The following is a 20,491-nucleotide window of genomic DNA, read 5'->3' on the forward strand; positions in this document are numbered from 1 at the left end:
CGGGAGAGGGACTGTCATTTGCCGAACATCAGGTTCGGCAGGTAGGTGGCGATCGAGGGGGTGTGGATCAGGATCGCGGTCATCACGATCATGGCGGCGAAGAAGGGCAGGGTGCCCTGGAACACGTCGTTGATCGAGCCTTCGCCGCGCACGCCCTGGATCACGTAGAGCGTCATACCGATCGGCGGGCTGATCAGCGAGATCTCGCACATCAGCACCATAAAGACGCCGAAGAACACCGGGTCGATACCGGCCGCCTGGATGATGGGGAACACCACCGGCAACGTGCCGACCAGCATCGGCATGGTCTCCAGCGCGATGCCGAGCACGAGGTACATCACGGCCAGCATCCACAACAGCATGATCGGCGAGACGTCGGCGGACTTGATGAGGCTCGCGAGCGCCTGCGGCACGCCGAGCATCGACAGCACGAAGTTCAGGTAGAGCGCCGCGACGAGGATCAGCGCAGTCATCGCGGTGAGCCGCATGGTGGAGCGGAAGCACTCGTGCAGCATCGCGACGTTGAGCTTGCCGTAGGCAGCGGCGATCGGCAGGCAGACGATCACGCCGAGCGCGGCACTTTCGGTGACCGTGGCCCAGCCGGTGTAGATGCCGCCCATCACCACCGAGAACACGGCCAGCGGGCCCAGCAGGTGCACCGAGTTGCGCAGCTTTTCGCGCAGCACGGTCCCGGCCTCGCGGGCACCGGCGGTCGAGGGCCGCCAGACGCAAATCGCGAGAATGGTGAGCAGGAACAGCACCGTCATGATCGCGCCGGGCAGGATGCCGGCCATGTACAGCCGCGCCGCCGAGGTGTTGGTCATCGAGCCGTAGATGATGAAGGCCACGCCCGGCGGGATGAGGTTGCCCAAGCTGGCGCCGGCCGCGATGGTGCCGAGCACCATGCGCTGGTCGTACTTTCGGTTCTTGAAGGCCGGCAGCGCGACGGTGGAAATCGTGGCCGCGGTCGCGACCGACGAGCCCGACACGGCGGAGAACAGTGCCGAGGCGCCGATGTTGGTGTGCAGCAGGCCGCCGGGCATGCGGTTGAGCCACTGGCCGAGCGACTGGTACATCTTGTCGGTGGCGCCGCCGCGCATCAGGATCTCGCCGAGCAGGATGTACAGCGGGATCGACAGCAGCAGGTAGTCCTCGCCGGCAGCCCAGAGCTGCTCGCCGACGGCGTTGATGGCCGGCATGCCGAAGTGCATCAGCGCGCCAAGCAGGCCGACCACGAGCATGGTCGTGGCGACATGGAAGCCCAGGAACATCAGGCCCAGCATGATGGCGAGGCCGGCCAGGATCTCGAGCGGTCCGATCATGATGCGGCTCCTGCGGTGACGGCGGCGCACCCGGGGTTCGAATCCAGCGGGGTCTTCAGGTGGATGTCGGTCTCGGCCTCGATCTCTTCCTCGAGGGTCTGCGGTCCGAAGCGCATGTTGAGCTCCTGCGTGCGGCCCTTCAGGAAGAGGCGCAGCGCATCGAGTGCGGCCCAGCCCGCGACCAGCGCGAACATGAGGTAGCCGCCCAGCCAGATCGATTGCGGGATCCACATCGGGGTGGCGAGTGGCGTGGCCGCGGTGCTGCGCAGCTCGATGCTCTCGGCCACCACGTGCCAGCCGCGCCAGAGGCACAGCAGCGACAGCGCGGCGAGGCTCAGCATCGCCAGCAGGTTGAGCAGCGCGCGCGCCTTCGGCGGAAAGCGCGAGAGCAGGAAGTCTACCCGCGTGTGGCTGCGCGTGATCAGCGTGTAGGCGAAGCCGAAGGCGCCGACGATGCCGTAGGTGTAGGAGCCGATCTCGTCGATGCCCTGCATGCTGAAGGAGAAGAGCTTGCGGCCGAGCATCTCGACGCAGGTCATGACGGAGAGGGCGATAAGCCACCAGCCGCAGGCGATGACGGTCCAGTCACAGACGCGCGTCAGCCCGCGGCTCACGGAGTCCGGGGGGAGCAGTGTTTTCATGGGTTTTGGTGCTGATGCTGTGGAGGGGAAGGGGAATCGCATTGAAGCGCGGGGGAAGGCACGGTTGCAGACTTTTCCGCGGAGCGGGAGGGCGCGCAAAACTCGTTGTGGATCAAGGGCTTGGCGCTGTGCGTGGGTGGAAGAAGCGTGTTCCACCCGGGTCCTCGATGCCTTGGGGGCGGACCTTCAAGCCGGGGCAGCGCCTGCACGTTCCTCACGCCCGTCCGCGCCGCATGCCGGGCGCGCGCCCGAAGGACCCGATCCGTTCTCGGCGGCAATACAGCGCAAATACGCGCTACTTGAGGCGGCCCCCGTAAGCGGCCGTGATTTCATCCGCCGCAGCACGTACCGCCGCGCCCAGTTGCGCGAAGTCGGCGCTCTTGATGCGCTGCGTCGGCCCCACCAGCGAGATCGCGCCGAACGGCTGCCCATGCTCGTCGCGGATCGCCGCGGCGATGCAGCGCAGCCCCACCGCGTTCTGCTCGTCGTCGATCGCGAAGCCGGCGCGGCGGACCTCGCCCAGGGTCTCGTGCAGCCGCGAGGCGCGCGCGATCGTGTTGGCGGTGAGCTTCGGCAGCCCGTAGGTGCGCAGGTATTGCAGCACGTCGTCCTCGGCCATCGCGGCCAGGATCGCCTGGCCCATCGCGGTGCCGTGCAGCGGGGCGCGAAAGCCCGGCTTGCCGATGGCACGCATCACCTCGCGGCTTTCCACCTGGGTCACGAACACGATGTCGCCGAGGTCGGCGATGCCGAGGTTGACGGTCTCGCCGTTGCTGTCGCGCAGGCGGCGCATCACCGGCAGTGCGAGCTGGGCGATGCGGCGCCGGCGCGCGAAGGCGGCGCCGACCGAGAAGCAGCGCACGCCCACATACCAGAGGTTGGTCTCGCGGTCGAACTGGACGAACTGGCGCTGCTCCAGCGTGGTGAGCAGGCGGTGCGCGGTGGAGGAGGACAGCCCGCTGCGCGCCGCGATGTCGACCAGGCGGTAACCCTCGTCGTCCTCGGCCAGCACCTCCAGCAGCTGCAGCGCCCGCGTGAGCGACTGCACCGTGCTGTCGCCATCGCGGTCGATGCGCGTGATCGGGCCGGCGGCGGTGCGGGGGCTGCGGCGGGGAGAGGCGGTCATGGCGTGCGCCTTGCAAATTGCACGCCAGGGAGTATGCGGCTTCTCAGCCGTCGATCGACACCTTGGCGTCCTTGGCCACCTTCGCCCATTTGGCGAGCTCCGTGCGGGTGAACTCGGCGTAGCGCTCGACCGTGCCGCCGCCGTCCTCGACGCCGAAGCCCTCGAACTTCTCCTGCACGTCGGGCATTGCGAGCACGGCGTTGACGTCCTGGTTGATCCGGCGCACCAGCGCCGGCGGCAGCTTCGCCGGGCCGGAGATGCCGTACCAGTTCATGGTCTCGAATTCGGGGAAGCCCTGCTCCTGCATGGTGGGCACGCCGGGGTAGGCCTTCGAGCGCTTGGCGCGCGTCTGCGCCAGCGCGACCACGCGGCCGTTCTTCACGTGCGGGGTGGCCGCGGTCATGGTCTCGAAGGTGTAGAGGATCTGGCCGCCGATCAGGTCGGTCAGCAGCGGGCCGCTGCCCTTGTAGGGCACGTGCAGCGCGTCGACGCCGGCCTGCAGCTTGAACTTCTCGATCGCGAAGTGCTGGATCGTGCCCGGCCCGGCCGAGCCGAAGCTGATCTTGCCGGGCTGGGCCTTGCACTGCGCGACGACCTCCTTCACCGACTTCACCGGATTGCCCGCGCTCGTGATCAGCAGGTTGGGCGTGACGCCCAGCAGCGCGATGGGCGCGAAATCCCGATCGGCCTGGTAGCGCAGGTTGTTGCGCACGGCCGGTGCGAGCGCGTGGCTGTTGATGTTGGACAGCAGGAGCGAGCTGCCGTCGGCCGGCTGCTGCAGCATGTACTCGGCGGCCAGCGTGCCGGATACGCCGGCCTTGTTCTCCACCACCACTTGCTGGTTCCACAGGCCGGTGAGTTTTTGCGCCACCACGCGCGCCAGCGCGTCGGCGCCGCCGCCGGGCGGAAAGCCGACGATGAGGCGGATCGGCGTGTTCGGCAAGGCCTGCGCGAACGCGCCTGGCGCGCCCAGCGAGGCGACGGTGGCCGCGCCGGCGGCCTGAAGGAACTGGCGTCTTTGCATGATTCGAAGTCTCCGTGGTCGTGTGAAAGGAAGCCGGTTTACTCGCGGCGCAGCAGCGCCTCGATGGCGGCCGGCAGGCCGCCGTTGGGCTTGATCGGCGGCGGTGCGAAGCTGCCGCGCTGCGCCCGGCCCGACTGCAGTGCCACCAGCGTCTCGGCATGGCGCACCGCGCTCGACACGCCGTCGACCACCGGCACCGGCAGCCAGTCCTGCAGGCTGCGCGCAAGGCCAGCAAGCGGCGCCCCGGCCAGTACGATGACATCGGCGCCGTCCTCGTCGACCGCGCGCTCGGCCAGCGCCTGAAGCGCCTGCGCATGCTCGTCCTGCACCGCGCCGATGGCGGCGAGCGGCCGGTCCAGCGCGCGGATGCTGGCCAGGCGCGCGCCGAAGCCATAGGACGCCACCACCTCGCGGTACCAGGCCTGGATGCGCTGCGAGATCGCGATGATCGAGATGCGATGGCCCAGCAGGTGGGCGCTGGCGAGCGCCGCCTCGGTCAGCCCCGTCACCGGGATCGGCAGCGCCTCGCGCAGCCCGCCGAGGCCCGGATCGCCGAAGGCGGCGACCACCACCGCGTCGAAGCGGCGATGGTGCTCGGCGGCCAGCTGCGCCGCCGCGTAGGCGCCGAGCAGCGACTCGAAGCGCGTCTCGATGTAGGCGACGCCGAAGGGCGCAGTCAGCACCTCGAGCTCGGTGCCCGGCGAGGCGCTGCGCTCGGCCTCGCTGCGGATCAGCGCGGAGACGCTCTCGGAGATGTTGGGATTGATGAGCAGCAGCTTCATGGCGTGTGGCCCGTGTGTGCCTCAGGCGCGCCGCGGCAGCAGCGAGGGCGCGCCGCAGCGCAGGAAGCGGCCGTGGCCGGCGCGGCCGCGGAACTGCCCGTCCCACACCACCTCGCCGCGCGAAAGCGTCAGGCCCGGCCAGGCCCGCAGGGTGCGGCCCTCGTAGGGCGTGTAGTCGACGTCGTGGTGCAGGTCGGCATTGCGCAGCACCCGCTCGCGCTCGTCCCACACCACCAGGTCGGCATCGCTGCCGACCGCGATCGTGCCCTTGCGCGGATGCAGGCCGTAGGCCTTGGCCGGGTTGGTGGAGGTCACCTCGACGAAGCGGCTCAGGCTCATGCGCCCGGCCAGAACGCCTTCGGAATACAGGAGCGGCAGCCGCGTCTCCAGGCCCGGGATGCCGTTCGGGATATGGCGGAACGCAACCTCCTCGCCGCCCGGCTTCTTGCCTTCGGGCGCGTCGTAGCGGAAGGGCGCGTGGTCGGAGGAGAAGACGGTGAACAGGCCGTCGTTCAGGCCATTCCAGATCACCTCCTGGTTGGAGCGGTCGCGCGGCGGCGGGCTGCAGACGCAGCGTGCGCCGTGGTAGCTGTCGTCGATGCCGAGGTCCTCGGCCGTGAGGAACAGGTACTGCGGGCAGGTCTCGGCGAACACCTGCAGGCCGTGCGCGCGCGCCCAACGGATCTGCTCGACCGCCTCGCGTCCCGAGACATGCACGATCAGGATCGGCACGTCCACCAGCTGGGACAGCGCGATCGCGCGGTGCGTGGCCTCGCGCTCCACCAGCATCGGCCGCGCATGCGCGTGGAAGCGCGGCGCGGTGCGGCCGGCGGCCTCCAGCCGCTTCGTCAGCCACTCGATGCAGTCGGCGTTTTCCGCATGGATCATCGCCATCGCGCCGTGCTCGCGCGCGACCGCGAGCACGTCGAGGATCTGGCCGTCGTCGAGCTTGAGATCGTCGTAGGTCATGTAGATCTTGAACGAGGTGTAGCCCTCGCCGATCAGCGCCGGCAGCTCCTCGTCGAGCACCTGCGGCGCGGGGTCGCTCACGATCAGATGGAAGGCGTAGTCCACGTGCGCCTTGCCTTCGGCGCGCTGGTGGTAGTCGGCGACCGCGGCACGCAGCGAGCGGCCCTTCTCCTGCGCCGCGAAGGGGATCACGGTGGTCGTGCCGCCGCAGGCCGCGCTGCGCGTGCCGCTCGTGAAGTCGTCCGCCATGCGCACCGGCGGGGCCATCGGCTGGTCGAGGTGGCAGTGCGCATCGACGCCGCCGGGGGTGACGACGCGGCCGGCGGCATCGATCTCGCGCGCCCCGCCGGCCAGGTGGCTGCCGAGCTGCACGATGCGGCCGCCGGCAATGCCGATGTCCGCGTCGAAGGTGTCGCTGGCCGTCGCCACGCGGGCGTTGCGCAGCACGAGGTCGAAGGGGGTGGTGTTCATTTTTGTCAACTAAATGCTTTGCAGTTGTCGACATATTCGTCGACAATCATTCTGTCGAACATAGTGCTTACACTGATGTCGACAATTCAGGACCGAAGGAAGCCCATGTCCCACACCCTGCGCCTCGGCGTCTTGACGCCCTCATCCAACACCGCCCTGGAGCCGCTGACCAGCGCGCTGGCGGCCTGCATCCCGGGCTGCAGCGCGCACTTCTCGCGCTTCAAGGTGACCGAGATCGCGCTGTCAACGCAAGCCCTCGGGCAGTTCGACGACAGCAAGATCCTGGCCGCGGCCGAGCTGTTGGCCGATGCGAAGGTCGACGTGATCGGCTGGAGCGGCACCTCCTCGGGCTGGCTGGGCTTCGACGCCGACCGGCGCCTAGTCGAGCGCATCCGCGAGCGCACCGGCATCGCCGCCACTACCGCGGTGCTGGCGCTCAACGAGTTGCTCGCGCTGCGCGGCGTGAAGCGGCTGGCGCTGGTCACGCCCTACACCGGCGATGTTCAGCAGAAAATTGTCGACAACTACCGCCGCATCGGCATCGAGGTGGTGGCCGAGCGCCATCTCGGCATCCGCGTGAACCACGACTTCGCGCAGGTGGCGCCCGAGCGGCTGCTGGAGCTAATGCGCGAGGTGGCGACGGCGAAGCCCGAAGCCGTTACCACCTTCTGCACCAACCTGCGCGCGGCCCCCCTGGCCGAGGCGGTGGAGGCCGAACTCGGCATCCCGCTGCTTGACACCGTGAGCACCACGGTCTGGGGCCAGCTGCGCGCGGCCGGCGCCGATCCGGCGCAGGTGCGCGGCTGGGGCGGCCTGTTCGGCTGGCGATAATGCGCGACCCTTCCACCGGCGCCTGTTCCCACGCACGCGTGCAGCGCGCGCCGGATCTGCTCGCCACGCCCGATCCACCGATGCCGACCTCACGCGCACGCCAGCCCGTCGCCACGCCAGCCCGACTCGAACGCGAGAACACGCAGGACGAGATCTACGAAAAGATCTACGTCGCCATCCTCGAGCATCGTCTGCACCCCGGCACCAAGCTGGGGGAGGAGCGGCTGGCCGAGATCTTCGGCGCGAGCCGCGCGCGCATCCGCGAGGTGCTGGCGCGACTCGCGCACGAGCAGATTGTGGAGCTCTTCCCGCAGCGGGGCGCCTACGTTGCCAAGCCCACGATCGAGCAGGCTCGCGACGTCTTCGAGGCACGCCGGCTGATCGAGCCGGCCGTGCTGCGCCGGCTGATCGAGACGCTCACGCCCGAGAAGCTGGCGCGCCTGCGCGAGCACCAGGAGCGCGAGCTCGATGCGCGGCGGCGCGACGACAAGCGCGCGGTGATCCGCCTGTCCGGCGAGTTCCACTCGCTCGCGGCCGAACTGGCCGGCAATACCGCGCTGGCGCGCAGCATGCGCGAGCTGTCGGTGCTGACCTGTCTGATGATCTTTCTCTACGACGCGCCGACGAATTCAAGTTGCCGCGCCGACGAGCATTCGCAGATCATTGATGCCATCGCCAAGCGAGATCCGGTGCGTGCCGAGCGGCTGATGCGCGAGCACCTCGACCATATCGAGAGCAGCATGAACCTGGCGCAGGCCACAGCGGAGGTCGACCTGGAAGCAATCTTCAGAGGCGAAGACTGACTGCGATTCAGCTTTGTTGTCTGGACAAGGAGGCGCGGTCTGGGACCGGCGATCACACCACTCGAAGTCGGCACCCTGGAAGTGTTCGCAAGAACGCTCGCCTCGGCCCATCAACCGTCAACTTCAGTCCACTGACTCACGGCTGTTGCGCTTCAGACTTGAAAACGCCCCTGAGAAGCGTCCGCCTGCGGCATACTGACCGATTGCCGTCAGCGCGCGGCTCCTTGTCGTGAGCATTTGGGCGCCGGCTGTCCTGAAACTGGTTCCACTCACAAGGAGACTGAAATGGGCAAGCAACGCGTGGTTCTGATCACGGGCGGCATGGGTGGCCTCGGGGAAGCGATTTCCACCAGGATGGCCGATGCCGGCTACAAGGTAGTCGTGACCTATTCGCCCGGCAATGCCAAGCATGGCGAATGGACTGCAGCGATGAAAGAGAACGGGTACGACATGTACGCCGTGGCCTGCGATGTCGCCGACTACGACTCGTGCTCGCAAGCCGTCGCCGAGGTCCATGAAAAGATCGGCGCGGTCGACGTGCTCATCAACAACGCCGGCATCACCCGCGACACGACCTTCAAGAAGATGGACAAGGTCAACTGGGATGCCGTTCTGCGCACCAACCTCGACAGCCTGTTCAACGTGACCAAGCAGGTCGTCGACGGCATGGTTGAGCGCGGCTGGGGCCGCATCATCAATGTCAGCTCCGTCAACGGCAGCAAGGGTGCATTCGGCCAGACCAACTATTCGGCGGCAAAGGCGGGGGTGCATGGCTTCACCAAGGCACTTGCGCTCGAGGTGGCACGCAAGAATGTCACCGTCAACACCATCTCGCCGGGCTATATCGGGACCAAGATGGTCACTGCGGTCCCCGAAGAAGTGCTGAACACGAAGATCCTGCCGCAGATTCCGCTCGGACGTCTGGGCAAGCCGGAGGAAGTGGCCGCGCTGGTGATCTATCTCGCTTCGGAGGAAGCGGCCTTCGTGACGGGAGCGAACATCGCGATCAACGGCGGGCAGCACATGCAGTGAGGCAGGCGCTCGTACGTTGCAACAAGGCAGTGTCCAATTGCGCCCACGCCGCCGGCGTCCGCCTTGGCACGAGCCTCAGTCGGCATAGCGCTTCAGAACGAAGGTGCCCGGCGCGTCGGCGATCGCGACGTCGGCAGGAATCGGCTTCGCGCGCACCGGCGTGCCCGACCGGGCGGCGAGCCACGTTTGCCATGCCGGCCACCAACTTCCGTCGCGCAACTCGGCCTGCTGCTGCCACCGCTCGGCGTGCAGCCAGGGCCCGCGCGCCCGCCGCAACGCGATTCGGTAGTGGCGCCGCGGATGGCCCGGCTCGGAGATGATGCCGGCGTTGTGGCCACCCGCAACGAGCACGAAGGTCACTTCGGCGTCGCAGAGCCGATGCAGCTGATAGACCGAATGCCACGGTGACACGTGGTCGTTCTCGGTGCCGATGAGGAAGACGGGCACGCGGATGTCGGCGAGCGAGACCGCGTGGCCGTCCACGCGCCAGCGCCCCCCGGCGAGCGCGTTGTGCAGGTACAGGCCCGTCAAGTACTGGTGATGCATGAGCGCCGGCATGCGGGTCGTGTCGGCATTCCAGGCGCTCAGGTCGGAGCGCTCTTCGCGTTCGCCGAGCAGGTATTCCCGCATCCGCCGCGTCCACACCAGCTCGCGCGAATGCAGGAACTGGAAGGTGCCGGCCATCTGCTTGCCGGTCAAATAGCCCTGGCCGCGCATGATCTCGTCGAGCAGGCGGACCTGGCTTTCGTCGATGAAGAGCCCGAGCTCGCCTGGCTCGGAGAAATCGGTCTGCGCCGCGATCAGCGTCAACGACCGAAGCGGCGGCAGCCCCTTGGTCGACGCGCTGCCGCCATGGCGGCCGAGCGCCGCGGCGGCGATCGCCATCAGCGTGCCGCCGAGACAGTAGCCGGTCGCGTGCACCGCCCGGTCTGCGCCGTGGAAATGGCTGATGGCGCGCAGCGCATCGAACACGCCGAGGCCGAGATAGTCGTCCATCGACAGGTCCTGGTCGCGCGCGTCCGGGTTCAGCCACGACACCATGTAGACGGTGTGGCCCTCGCCGACGAGGTAGCGCACGAGCGAGTTGTGCGGCGACAGGTCGAGCACGTAGTACTTCATGATCCACGAGGGCACGATGAACACCGGCTCGGGGCAGACGGTCTTCGTCTGCGGCGCGTAGCGGATCAGCTCGACGAGGCGGTTGCGGTAGACGACCTTGCCCGGCGTCACCGCGACGTCGCGGCCGACAACGAAGCGCGAGTCTTGCGCCAGCGCCTGCGGGTCGGGCTGGCCGGTGATGTCGCGTAGCAAGTTCATTGCGCCCTGGACCAGGTGCGTGCCGCCGGATTCAACCGCGTCAGCGAGCACAACAGGGTTCGTCGGCAGCCAGTTCGCCGGTGTCAGCATTCCGAGCCACTGCCGCGCGAAGAACTGCGTCTCGGCAGCATGCTGCGCCTTCATCCCGGGCGTGCTCGCCGCTTCACGCCAGAAGGCCTCTTGGTTGCGGAACGCGTGGCGCAGTGCGCCGAAGGGCCATTGCGTCCACGCATCGTCGCGAAAGCGCGGGTCGTCGTCGGCCGCGCCGAGATGTTCGTCGCCCGGCGTACCACCCGCGGCGACGCGCACGCTGTCCAACCCCAGCCGCGTCGCCAGCGCCGCGAGCTCCATCTGCCGGCCGGGCGACTGCATCAGGTGCCAGGCCCAGTCGGCCCAGGCCAGCGAGAGCGAGACCGGCGACAGGCTGCGCGTCAGCATTTGTGCGCCGGCGGCGTGGACCAGTCGGTCAAGCCGCTGGGTGGGCGTTTCCGGAGTCATGCGACCCATTGTCGATGCGTCGGAGGCGTTTCGCCTCAATGAAAACCCAGGCGAGGGTGAACACCGTGCACCACATGCAGCATGCGCGCGCCATCTTTCGGAACGGTCACCTCGCAGTGACCCGCGGACGTTGCGGGCACGTCGTACCTTTAACCACGAATGTGCTCCTTGCCAAACGGCAGCGGGCAAGGCGAGCTGACTTGGGATGAAGAACAGCCCCCGCTTTTTGAGTGCGGGGCTGCGTCGAATCGGAGCTATCCGGCGAAGTTCGTTCATCGCCTGCTGTTCCGAGCCCTGCGCCTCGGCCGTCTTTTCGAACAGGCGGATGGCCCGGGGCTCCTCCCGCATCAAGCCTGAGAGCATGTCCTTAGCCTCGACCAGGTACCGACGCCCCAGTTCGCGATAGGCGCTGAGGAGCGCAGGAGATGAGTTGACCGTCATGGTCGCGGTTCCGTGCTGAGGGAAGGTCTGGCAGCCAGCCTTTGCCTCATCCCAGCTGGCCAGGATGAACTGCGCTGTCTCGCAGTTCAGCAGCGGCGTGCCGCTCGAGCGCTGCGTTGCGTCGGGCAAGAGGCAGCCCTTGACGCGCCATCTGGTCATCGCCGCGCCCGTATCCTCGGTTTGCTCTCTGACGAAGTTCGCAAGATGAATGGCGGGCTTGACCACAAGGAGACGCGTGTCGTCGTCGCCAAGACCATGGCAAGGCTCGCTCAGGCCCTTTGGCTTCTCGATCGGTGAAGCTGGAGATCAGCGACTTGGAGACCAGGTCCATCATGCACTCCGCCACCTGGCGCAGCACCCAACTCACCCTCAGCTTGCTCTCAAAGATCCTCCCGCCCAAGGCGCGGCCGATGCCTCGCGTTTCGCGGCTTCAGGTCAGGCCTGACGTCGCGGCGGCTTGCCAAGATTCATCGAACTTCGCTACAGCCTTACGCGTGCTTCACTTTGGGCCTGCAGTATTGGGGCTTCTGAACACAATTCCTCGAAGGAGCTGCCATGAAGAAGATGTTTTTCGCATTCGGCGCCGCCGCCGCGTTCGCATTGGCCGCATTGAGTGCTCCTGCACAGGCGCAGCCGTACCACGGCGACCGCGGCTATCGCCCCCACGTTGTCGTTGTTCCGCCGCCCCCGCCGCGCCACATCGAGCGGCATGGCTACTATCCGCGTCGGGACCATCGCGCCGACTACTACCGGCATGACCACCGGGCCTACTACCGCCATGCGCGCATGGACAGTGACCGCGACGGCGTGCCTGACCGCTACGACCGCCGCCCAAACAATCCGTACCGTCGCTGAGCGTCGGCGGTTCCGCGCCGTCCTCCCTGCAAGATAGCCACGCCCGCCGTTCGATGAGTCATCAACTATGGCGATGCCCGTGGAATGCAGCGAACTGGCAGCAGGAACGCCCCTCAGCGTCGTGCCGTGATACGACAAGGCCGCCCACTAGTACAGCACCTCGTCGCGCGCCAGCTTGCGCGCGACCACGGCTGTCTGCAAATCGGCCCGCTCGGTCGGAGAGTGAGCGGCGAGATAGCGCGCCGCGGCGTAAAGAATGCGTTGCCCTTCAGGCGTGGGACCCCATTCACGGAACTGCACAATGCAGGCCTCGAGCATCTGATAGCTGTGGAAGCCCGCATCCTCCCGCAGCACCGCTTGTATCAGCGTGGCAATGAGCGCGCCGGCATCGTGATCGAGGCTGAAATGGCGGGCGACGTAACGCGCGGCCATCTCCATGCCGCCGTGCCGGTCGAGCGCATCGAGGAATCCGCGCTCGAGCGCTTCGGTGTCCGCTGGCAGATCGTCGAGCTGGTCGTCGCCTTCGCCAGGCAAGCGCGCGGGCGGCACATTGAGAAAGCGCAGCAGATAAACGTGCATTGCACCGTGCAACACCGCGCGCAGGCTGTCGGCGGTCGGTGGGCGGCCGCCGGCCGCTAGGCGCGCCAGCATGCGGTGGGTCGCATGGGCGTAAGTGAAGGCGTGATGGGCCGCTTCCCAGTCCGAATGCTCGTTCGAGGTTCCAAACCGGGCCACGCGCAATGCCGCAGCGTAGGCGAGGGCGCGGCCGAGGTCGGGTGGCGCGGCACCTTCAGCGATCGCCTGGATCATCGCCTGCGCGATGGCGGAGGGGCTGTCGCCGAGGAACGCCTCGGCAAGTGCGATCGTGCCACCCCACGGGCGCGCGCTGCGTCCGCCGATCGCAATCGCCGACGGGAATTCTGCCGCCGCGTCGGCCGAAAGGGCGATGAGATCGATCGGATGGCGCCAGGCAGTGGACTCCTCGGCGCCGCGGGCGCTCGCGAGATGTTCGACCGTCGTGGGGAGTACAGCGCCGGCGTGCGCCCAGCCAATCAGATCCAGGAGCTCGAATGCCTTGTTGATGAAGTCCAGCGTGTGGCCGCCGTCTGCAAACACTCGATCGGTGGCGGCAGCGAGCAGCATCTCGGCGAGCGTGGCGGGGGCCAGTCGAGCCGAGATGCCCGCGAGCACGGTTCGCTCGATCGCATCGCGGTGACGCACCGCAGTCCAATGGCGCAGCCACCGCGCCAGCGTCCCGGCTGGCGGCGGCGGATCGAGCGGCTGGCCCGTGCGCCTTGCCGGCTGTCCCGCGCAGTCCTTGGCGACTTTCGCGATGCCCTTGTAGAGCGCGAGATAGCTCGATTCTTCCGGCAGGACAGGCACCAGGTTGCCGAGCGCAGTGAGCACCGTGAGCCCGGCTCCCCAATCCTCACGTCCGCGCGCTCCGAAGAGCGCCGCTTCGCGGATCAGGTCGAGCGGCGGCACGCCTTGCGCGCGCAAGCCCAGGATCGCCTTCGCGATCACCAGCCCGAGATCGTGCGCCATCCCGTCGCGCAGTCGATTGCGCCAGTGCGTCTGCCCGTCGGCATAGCGCAACGCGGTCGACACCCATACTTCATCGCCACGCACTTCGACTGCGGCGGTCGGCAGGTCGTCCGCCCATAAGTCGAAGCCGCCCCCGCTCGCGACATCGAAGCGCGCATGATGCCAATGGCAAGTGAGAATGCCGTCTTCGAGCGTTCCACGCTGGAGCGGAAAGCCGAGATGCGGGCAGCGGTTGTCCACGGCGTAACACCGCGCACCGTCCGCGATGACGAGGATCGGAGGATGACGGCCGCCCACGACAGTCATGCGCCGCGCGGCGAGATCCTTGAGCGTGCCGACGCATACGAACCTGTCACCCTCTTTGGTCTCGGCTCCGTCCATCGCTCGTCCTCCGGCTGTCAAGCCGCTCGACCGATCATCTTGCCTCATGCCGGCAGCCGGGCCGGCAGTGGAAGCTCGAAGTCGAATCCGGATCGCCTCTTCCGCAGTCGAAGGGAAAAGGCGGGTATTCACACAGCGGCCGTGTGAACAGCGCTGACTTTATGCCAAATCCGCCTGCGAAATCACACTATCAGCCAAGACCGGAAGTTCATCACGACCTCCCAGTTTTCCGGGCCATCAACGGTCGCAACACCGCCCCAGAGCATTGCTCAGCGGCGCCCTTCCAACGCGTTGAATCGGCGCGCCTCTGTCCGAGAACCTGCGACCGGAGTTCGCTGCATTGCAACGGCGCGACGGCTGCGTCGTCCAACAGATTGATGAGTTCTTCCAAGGAGAAATCCTGTTCGAACCGTCCTTGCCGTCGTTGGTTGGGCCATCCTTGCCGTGGCTTGCTACCACTTGCTTGACGCAGCAATGCAGGCGCTCTCCAGTGGCATGGTGCTGCTTGGCGAGAACTGAACGACAGAGCGCGGTAAGCTGGTAAGGCACCGTTCGGCCATTACCAGCCATTCAATGTGAATGCCAGGAAGCAGCCGCTCGACGCCGCTCTCGACCGAGAGCGGCAGATCGTTGCCACAGCTTGCGCGTCGGAAACTAGACACTCACTATTGTTCGGGGGGACGCGGCATGCCGCAGGGGCCTCGCTGGACCGAGAGTAGACGCCCGGTCAGAAAGTCATCACTCGATGACCTCCGCACTCAGCAGCAATGACCGTGGAATCGCAAGGCCGAGCGACTTCGCCGTCTTGAGATTGATGACCATCTGGAACTTCGTCGGCTGCTCGATCGGGAGATCGCCGGGGTCGGCGCCTTTCAGAATGCGGTCGACATAGCCGGCGAGGCGACGCGACTGATCGACGAAGTCCGGTCCGTACGACATCAGGCCGCCGGCCTCCACTTGCGTGCGCAGTAAGTAGATGGCAGGAAGTCTGATCCGCGCGACGAGCTGAGGCAGCGTCGCCGGGGGGCTGTTGAACAAGGGATCCCCAATGACCATCAGCGCCTCGGCTCGATCGGCAACCGCAGCCTGGAGGGCCGGCTCGATCTCGTCCGTCGTTCGCGCCTGGTGGAATTGCAGCTCAACGCCGATTTGCAGCGCCGCCTGCGAAGCCTCCTGCCGGACGAGTCGATGCATCTCGTTGGTCGGATTGACGAGCACCGCGATGCGTTTGGCACTCGGCACCATCTCGTGCAGAAGTTGCACGCCCTTGGCGGCGAGATGCCCTGACACCAGGGTGGTCAACCCGGTCACGTTGCCGCCCGGATGAGCAAGACTCGCCACGAGCCCCAAGCCCACCGGATCGGCGACGCCGATGATCACGATTGGAATCGTCGACGTGGCCTCCTTGGCGGCGCGGCTGGGTGGCGGCGTCGCAGCGACGATCAAGTCAGGGCGAAGCGCAACCAACTCTCTGGCGAGTGCTGGCAACACGTCCACCCGACCGGCTGCATTGCGGCGCTCGACGACGAGGTTTTGGCCCTCGACGTAGCCGCGCAGGCGAAGCTCCTCGAAGAAGGCCGTTTGTGAACGAAGGTCTGGGGACGTCATAGAAAGCACGCCGATCCGATACACCTTCGCGGTCGTCTGAGCCGGTGCATCGAGCGACGACAGTGCGATGCCGGCAATGACGATCAGGAGTCGCCACAGGTAGCAATCTATCGTGACGTGCCGCATGACGCTCTCGATAGCGAGATCATCGGATCACCTCCCGATGCTGGAACCTTGGATTCTATGCCACTTGAATAGTTTCGGGACGGGGAAGCAAACACCCGAGGACAGCCGCTTCTGGCCGCTCAGTAACTTTGACGGAGGTCAGCTTCTTCTGACGCTGAAGGACCGCACCGGGCCGTTACGGTCGTTGGGCTACGCGACGCGAATGACCGCTTCAGAGACAACCGGTCGTTCGGCTCGTGAGGCATGGATGACCGCACTCGCTGCGCCGCCGACTTGCGAGACGGCCTCCTTCTGCGGCACCCGCGCCTGTTGCAGGCTCAGTCCGATGGCGAACCTAATCCGGGCCAACAGGTCGGGCTCCCCTTGTCTACGGCCTCTGCTGGATCAAGGTTCTCATGAACGCAAGGCTGGCCGGCGCCAGGGTGCGACCGATATAGGTGACGACGCCCACCGACCGATAGGTCGCTGGCTGCACAAGCGGGATTGCCACCAAATCGCGCATATCGGCCAATCCGAGCGAAAGCCGGGGCAGCGCAGCGATGCCGAGACCTTCCTTCACCAACGCGCAGGACACGGCGACACTTGGCGCGTCCAGTGCCGAGCGCACCGCGAGCCTTTTCCGGAGTAGGACACTATCGATGATCTGGCGAATGCTGCTTCCAGATTGAATACCTATGTAAGGCCTTTCGGCCAGGATGGACCACGGCGCATTCGCGCGGGCTGCGAGCGGATCGTCTTCACGGCACACCAGCATCATCGGGTCGTCCTGCAGCGGCTGGTAGCGCAGCCGCTGATGCGGAGGCGGCTTCGCGCACAGTCCGAAATCGGCCCGGCCCTCTTCCACCGCGGCGAGGAGCGGCTCGGCTGTCAGTTCCTGCAGCTTGAATTCCACATCCGGATGGTGTCGCCTGAATTTGGCGATGGCCGAGGGCAAGAGCGCAACGTTCATGGATGGCAGCGCAGCCACGCTCACTTGCCCGCGGTACCCCTTCATGAAGTGCCCCAGCTCACTCAGTGCGCTGTCGAAGTCGCCCAGCACGCGGCGGGCAATGTGCAACAACTCCTGCCCGGCCGGGGTGATCGTCACGCGCCTGGTGTCACGGTCGAACAGCCGTGTGCCAAGCGCCTCTTCTGCCATCCGCAGCGTGCGGCTGAGCGCAGGCTGGGAAATGCCCAGCTTGCGCGCGGCCGCTCGAAAGCTCCCCGCCTCGGCGACTTCGACGATGACTTCCAGTTGGCGAAGACTCAGGTTCAGTCGCATGCAGGGTCTCGGTGATCCACTTAAGTTATCACAGAAAACCTGATCCGAGCATTCCCACATCACTGCTAAATGCCTAGAGTGGACCCCAACAAGGAGACAGAACATGAACACTGCGGCAGCGACCCCCCTTGCGGGCGTGCGTGTGGTCGAACTCGGACAAGTGCTGGCGGGCCCCTTCGCCGGCGCCATCTTGGCGGACCTGGGTGCGGAAATTGTGAAGGTCGAGCGCGTCGAAGGTGGCGACGACGCACGCCGCATGGGTCCGGCCTATCGCCACGGCGACGCACTGAACTTCCACATCTTCAACCGCGGCAAGCACTCCGTTGCACTGGACCTGCGGTCGAACGCCGGTCGCGCCACCCTCGAACAACTGCTCGCACAGGCTGATGTCTGCATCCACAATCTGCGGCCGGATGTGCCCAAGGCTCTGGGCATCGACGGTCCGTCGCTGTGCGCGCGCCATCCGCGTTTGATCTACGGCGAGATTTCTGCATTCGGCCACCTGGGGCCGATGGCAATGCAACCTGGCTACGAACCCTTGATCCAGGCCTTCAGCGGTCTCTCGAGCACCAATGGCGGGCCGGATGACCCGCCGCTTCGCTCCGGCGCCTCGGTGTGCGACCAGGGCAGCGGCATGTGGCTGGTGATTGGCGTGTTGGCCATGCTGCATCGGCGCGCGCAGACCGGACACGGCGGCATGCTGCAGACGTCGCTGCTCGAAACGGCCCTGGTCTGGAACGGCCAGAAGAGCGATGCCTTCCTGAACGAAGGACGCCTGCCTGAGCGCCACCGGTCGGGCCATCCCGGCTTCGTACCCTACGAGGCATTCGACACAGCCGACGGGCCATTGCTCATCTGCTGCGGAAACGACCGCTTGTTCGCAAAACTCGCACACGAAGTGGGCCGCCCCGGCTGGATCGAGGATGAGCGGTTCGCGACGAATCGCGCCAGGCTGACCAACAAGGCGTTGCTGCTGGAACAGCTTGAACCGGTGCTGCGCAGCCAGGACCGCGCGCATTGGCTGGACCGATTCACGGCGGTCGGCGTCCCGTGCGCGGCGGTTCACACGGTGCCCGAGGCGATGGCGCATCCGCAGGTGCAGGCGCTGGAAATCCTGCGAACCGTGCCAGGGGAGGACTTCAAGTTGACGGCTCTGCCGTTCTCGATCGATGGCGAGCGGCCAAGCCCTCGCTGCATCGCTCCCCACCTGGGGCAACACAACGCCGAGTACGGAGTCCCCAATCCCGGCGATCCGCTTGCGTTGGTTTGATAGCAATCCCAAAGACCAAGTCGGACGACATCATGACCTTTCGAAGCAAGACCTTTCGGGTCGTTGCCGCAGCTTTGCTCTGCCTAGGCGTCGGCGCCTGCGGCAGCATCGTCGTCGTCGGCGGCGAGCGGCCCGCTCCCCAGCAGACGCTCACAATCAAAGCCACGCAGGGCTTTGCCAACGGCGCTGCCTTCGGCGCCGTCGGCGCCTACGAACAGCTCACCGGCACGATCCAAGGCGAAGTGGACCCGAAGGACCCGCGCAACGCGATCATCCAGGACCTCGAGTTCGCGCCAGTCAATGCGCGTGGCATGGTGGAATACACCGCCGATTTCGTGATGCTCAAGCCGCGCGACATGAGCAAGGCCAACGGCGTGCTGCGCTACGACGCGCCCAACCGCGGCAACATCTTGACTATGCCGAACCCGAGCGCGAACCCGGGTGACGCGGTGTTCCTGGAGCGCGGGTACGTGGTGCTGTACTCCGCCTGGCAGGGCGACGTTCCCAAGAGCAGCCTGGCACGCCTGACCTTGCAACTGCCGGTCGCGAAGAACCCGGACGGCAGCAGCATCACCGGCCCGTACCGCGTCGAGGTGGCGCCTACGGCGGCGACGCCTCAGATGACGCTTCCAGGGGGCGCGTTCAACGGCACCATGATGCCCTACCTGCCCGCCACACTGGACAACACACAGCCCGGCTTCACGCTCACAGTGCGCACCAACGAGACCGACCCGCGCGTGCCCGTTCCGGCATCCGACTGGAAGTTTGCCACCTGCGACAACGCCGCCAACCCGTTCCCCGGCCGGGCCGATCCGGCCACGATCTGCGTGAAGGGCGGGTTCCAGGCCAACAAACTGTACGAGCTGATCTACCAAGCCAAGGACCCGATCGTCATGGGCCTCGGGCTGGCGGCGCTGCGCGACACGGTGTCGTTCTTCAAGACCAAGGCAGCTGACAGCGGGGGCACGCCGAACCCTGTTGCCGGCCGCATCACGCACGCGATCGGCCAAGGCACCTCGCAATCCGGCAATGCGATGAAGACCTTCCTGCACCTGGGCTTCAACGTCGCGGCCGACGGCTCCCGCGTGTTCGAGGGCCTCTATGCGCACGTCGCAGCGCGCCAGACCCACGTCAACACGCGATTTTCCGTGCCCGGCGGCGGCGCCGGGGTCCGCACTGAGCACTACGCGTTCGGCCAGACCGCGCCGCGCGGCCTGGATGCCGACTACTTCGACGCAGTCGCCAACCGCCGCGGCGGCGTGATGACGCGCTGCAGTGCCACTAACACCTGCCCGCGCTTCTTCCTCGGTCTCTCGGGCACCGAATTCTGGCTGCTGCAGGGCTCGCCCGGGCTGACCGATGTACTGGGCACCACTGACCTCGTGCAGCCAGCCAACGCGCGCATCTATCACTACTCGAGCACCCAGCACCTCGGCCCGGGCGGCGTGAACAGCATCTCGTGGACGCCGACGCAGACGACCTACCCGCGTGGCACCGTCGCGCACCACAACGACACCTTCCGCGCGCTGTTCATCGCGCTGGAAGACTGGGTGGTGCGCGACGTGACGCCACCCGACAGCCAGGTGCCGCGCATCGCCGACCGCACGCTGGTGCGGCCCAGCGAACTCGCCGTCCCAACGATGCGCGGCGTGAGCTGGCCGGTCAACGGCGTGGCTACGCCGATCCCCGACTTCCAGTACCGCGGCCTCTTCAACGAGTACGCACTGCTTGACTTCGGTCCGCAGTACCGGCCCGAGGACGAATCCGGCATCGCCACGCTGCTGCCCCCGGTGCTCCTGGGCAAGAGCTATGCCATCCTGGTCCCGCAGCTCGACGCCGGCGGCAACACAATCGCCGGCATCCGCAGCGTTGAGGTGCAGGCACCCCTGGGCAGCAACCTCGAGTTCAACTATGTGTCCATGCCTGGGATCGTGGACCTCGCTCTCACCAGCGGCGCGTTCATCCCCTTCCACAAGACTGAGGCCGCGCGTCTGGCCGCCGGCGACTCGCGGCCCTCATTGGAAAGCCTGTACAGCACTCAGGCGGGCTACGTGAGAGCAGTGCGCGCTGCGGCGGGGCGCCTCGTGGCCCAGCGCTTCCTGCTGCAGCGCGACGCCGACCGCCTGATCCAGAACGCGATCGACCAGCCGGTGCTGCCTTGACACCGATAGCCGGGTCACCTCGGCCT

At 66.8% G+C, this 20,491-nt stretch carries 16 protein-coding genes; 6 read left to right on the forward strand and 10 right to left on the reverse strand.

The features are described 5' to 3' along the window. Positions 1–14: 14 nt before the first annotated feature. From AC3A6X_RS30885 to hydA, 6 genes are all read right to left on the reverse strand, one after another. Positions 15–1,322 carry a TRAP transporter large permease gene (locus AC3A6X_RS30885; RefSeq protein ID WP_487845757.1) on the reverse strand — a complete coding sequence of 436 codons (1,308 nt, stop codon included), beginning with the start codon at positions 1,320–1,322 and terminating at the stop codon, positions 15–17. Continuing rightward, a complete protein-coding gene (locus tag AC3A6X_RS30890; protein WP_487845758.1) occupies positions 1,319–1,963 on the reverse strand; it encodes a TRAP transporter small permease subunit in 645 nt (214 codons plus the stop codon). The genes AC3A6X_RS30885 and AC3A6X_RS30890 overlap by 4 nt, the downstream gene beginning before the upstream one ends. A 295-nt stretch (positions 1,964–2,258) precedes the next feature. Beyond that, on the reverse strand, positions 2,259–3,089 hold the full coding sequence (locus AC3A6X_RS30895) for an IclR family transcriptional regulator (protein ID WP_487845759.1): 831 nt from the start codon (positions 3,087–3,089) through the stop codon (positions 2,259–2,261). A gap of 43 nt (positions 3,090–3,132) precedes the next feature. Further along, a complete protein-coding gene (locus tag AC3A6X_RS30900) occupies positions 3,133–4,113 on the reverse strand; it encodes a Bug family tripartite tricarboxylate transporter substrate binding protein (protein ID WP_487845760.1) in 981 nt (326 codons plus the stop codon). Between the two features lie 38 nt (positions 4,114–4,151). After that, positions 4,152–4,895: an aspartate/glutamate racemase family protein gene (locus tag AC3A6X_RS30905; protein WP_487845761.1), complete on the reverse strand. Its 744-nt coding sequence runs from the start codon at positions 4,893–4,895 to the stop codon at positions 4,152–4,154. A 21-nt stretch (positions 4,896–4,916) separates the two neighbouring features. Continuing rightward, entirely contained in the window at positions 4,917–6,335 is a 1,419-nt protein-coding gene (gene hydA, locus AC3A6X_RS30910) for a dihydropyrimidinase (RefSeq protein WP_487845762.1), read from the reverse strand. Positions 6,336–6,440: 105 nt separating this feature from the next. On the opposite strand from hydA, the gene AC3A6X_RS30915 reads away from it, so the two are divergent. The 3 genes from AC3A6X_RS30915 (at position 6,441) to phbB (ending at position 9,001) form a co-directional block, all read left to right on the forward strand. Then, positions 6,441–7,166, forward strand: a complete 726-nt coding sequence (locus AC3A6X_RS30915) for a maleate cis-trans isomerase family protein (RefSeq protein WP_487845763.1) — start codon at positions 6,441–6,443, stop codon at positions 7,164–7,166. Between the two features lie 80 nt (positions 7,167–7,246). Continuing rightward, complete coding sequence (locus AC3A6X_RS30920) at positions 7,247–7,969, forward strand: GntR family transcriptional regulator (protein ID WP_487845823.1); 723 nt, start codon at positions 7,247–7,249, stop codon at positions 7,967–7,969. A 285-nt stretch (positions 7,970–8,254) separates the two neighbouring features. Then, the gene (gene phbB, locus AC3A6X_RS30925; protein ID WP_487845764.1) at positions 8,255–9,001 is read left to right on the forward strand and encodes an acetoacetyl-CoA reductase; all 747 of its coding nucleotides are present in this window, start codon (positions 8,255–8,257) and stop codon (positions 8,999–9,001) included. A 75-nt stretch (positions 9,002–9,076) separates the two neighbouring features. Here phbB and AC3A6X_RS30930 read toward each other — a convergent pair whose 3' ends face one another. Next, on the reverse strand, positions 9,077–11,482 hold the full coding sequence (locus AC3A6X_RS30930; protein ID WP_487845765.1) for a PHA/PHB synthase family protein: 2,406 nt from the start codon (positions 11,480–11,482) through the stop codon (positions 9,077–9,079). Between the two features lie 330 nt (positions 11,483–11,812). On the opposite strand from AC3A6X_RS30930, the gene AC3A6X_RS30935 reads away from it, so the two are divergent. Beyond that, entirely contained in the window at positions 11,813–12,112 is a 300-nt protein-coding gene (locus tag AC3A6X_RS30935) for a hypothetical protein (RefSeq protein ID WP_487845766.1), read from the forward strand. Between the two features lie 147 nt (positions 12,113–12,259). Here AC3A6X_RS30935 and AC3A6X_RS30940 read toward each other — a convergent pair whose 3' ends face one another. The 3 genes from AC3A6X_RS30940 to AC3A6X_RS30950 all read right to left on the reverse strand — a co-directional run bounded on the left by AC3A6X_RS30940 (position 12,260) and on the right by AC3A6X_RS30950 (position 17,033). After that, positions 12,260–14,038 carry a Rieske (2Fe-2S) protein gene (locus AC3A6X_RS30940; protein WP_487845767.1) on the reverse strand — a complete coding sequence of 593 codons (1,779 nt, stop codon included), beginning with the start codon at positions 14,036–14,038 and terminating at the stop codon, positions 12,260–12,262. 738 nt (positions 14,039–14,776) lie between these two features. Beyond that, on the reverse strand, positions 14,777–15,772 hold the full coding sequence (locus AC3A6X_RS30945; protein ID WP_487845768.1) for an ABC transporter substrate-binding protein: 996 nt from the start codon (positions 15,770–15,772) through the stop codon (positions 14,777–14,779). A gap of 367 nt (positions 15,773–16,139) precedes the next feature. Next, positions 16,140–17,033 (reverse strand): LysR family transcriptional regulator, encoded by an 894-nt coding sequence (locus AC3A6X_RS30950; RefSeq protein ID WP_487845769.1) that lies wholly within the window; start codon positions 17,031–17,033, stop codon positions 16,140–16,142. 103 nt (positions 17,034–17,136) lie between these two features. Here AC3A6X_RS30950 and AC3A6X_RS30955 point away from each other — a divergent pair, with 103 nt between their 5' ends. Together AC3A6X_RS30955 and AC3A6X_RS30960 are read left to right on the forward strand one after the other, a co-directional pair. Further along, positions 17,137–18,303: a CaiB/BaiF CoA transferase family protein gene (locus AC3A6X_RS30955; protein WP_487845770.1), complete on the forward strand. Its 1,167-nt coding sequence runs from the start codon at positions 17,137–17,139 to the stop codon at positions 18,301–18,303. Between the two features lie 32 nt (positions 18,304–18,335). Then, positions 18,336–20,465: an alpha/beta hydrolase domain-containing protein gene (locus tag AC3A6X_RS30960; RefSeq protein ID WP_487845771.1), complete on the forward strand. Its 2,130-nt coding sequence runs from the start codon at positions 18,336–18,338 to the stop codon at positions 20,463–20,465. Positions 20,466–20,491 lie beyond the last annotated feature (26 nt).

This window comes from Variovorax sp. Soil_C_12, assembly GCF_057657375.1.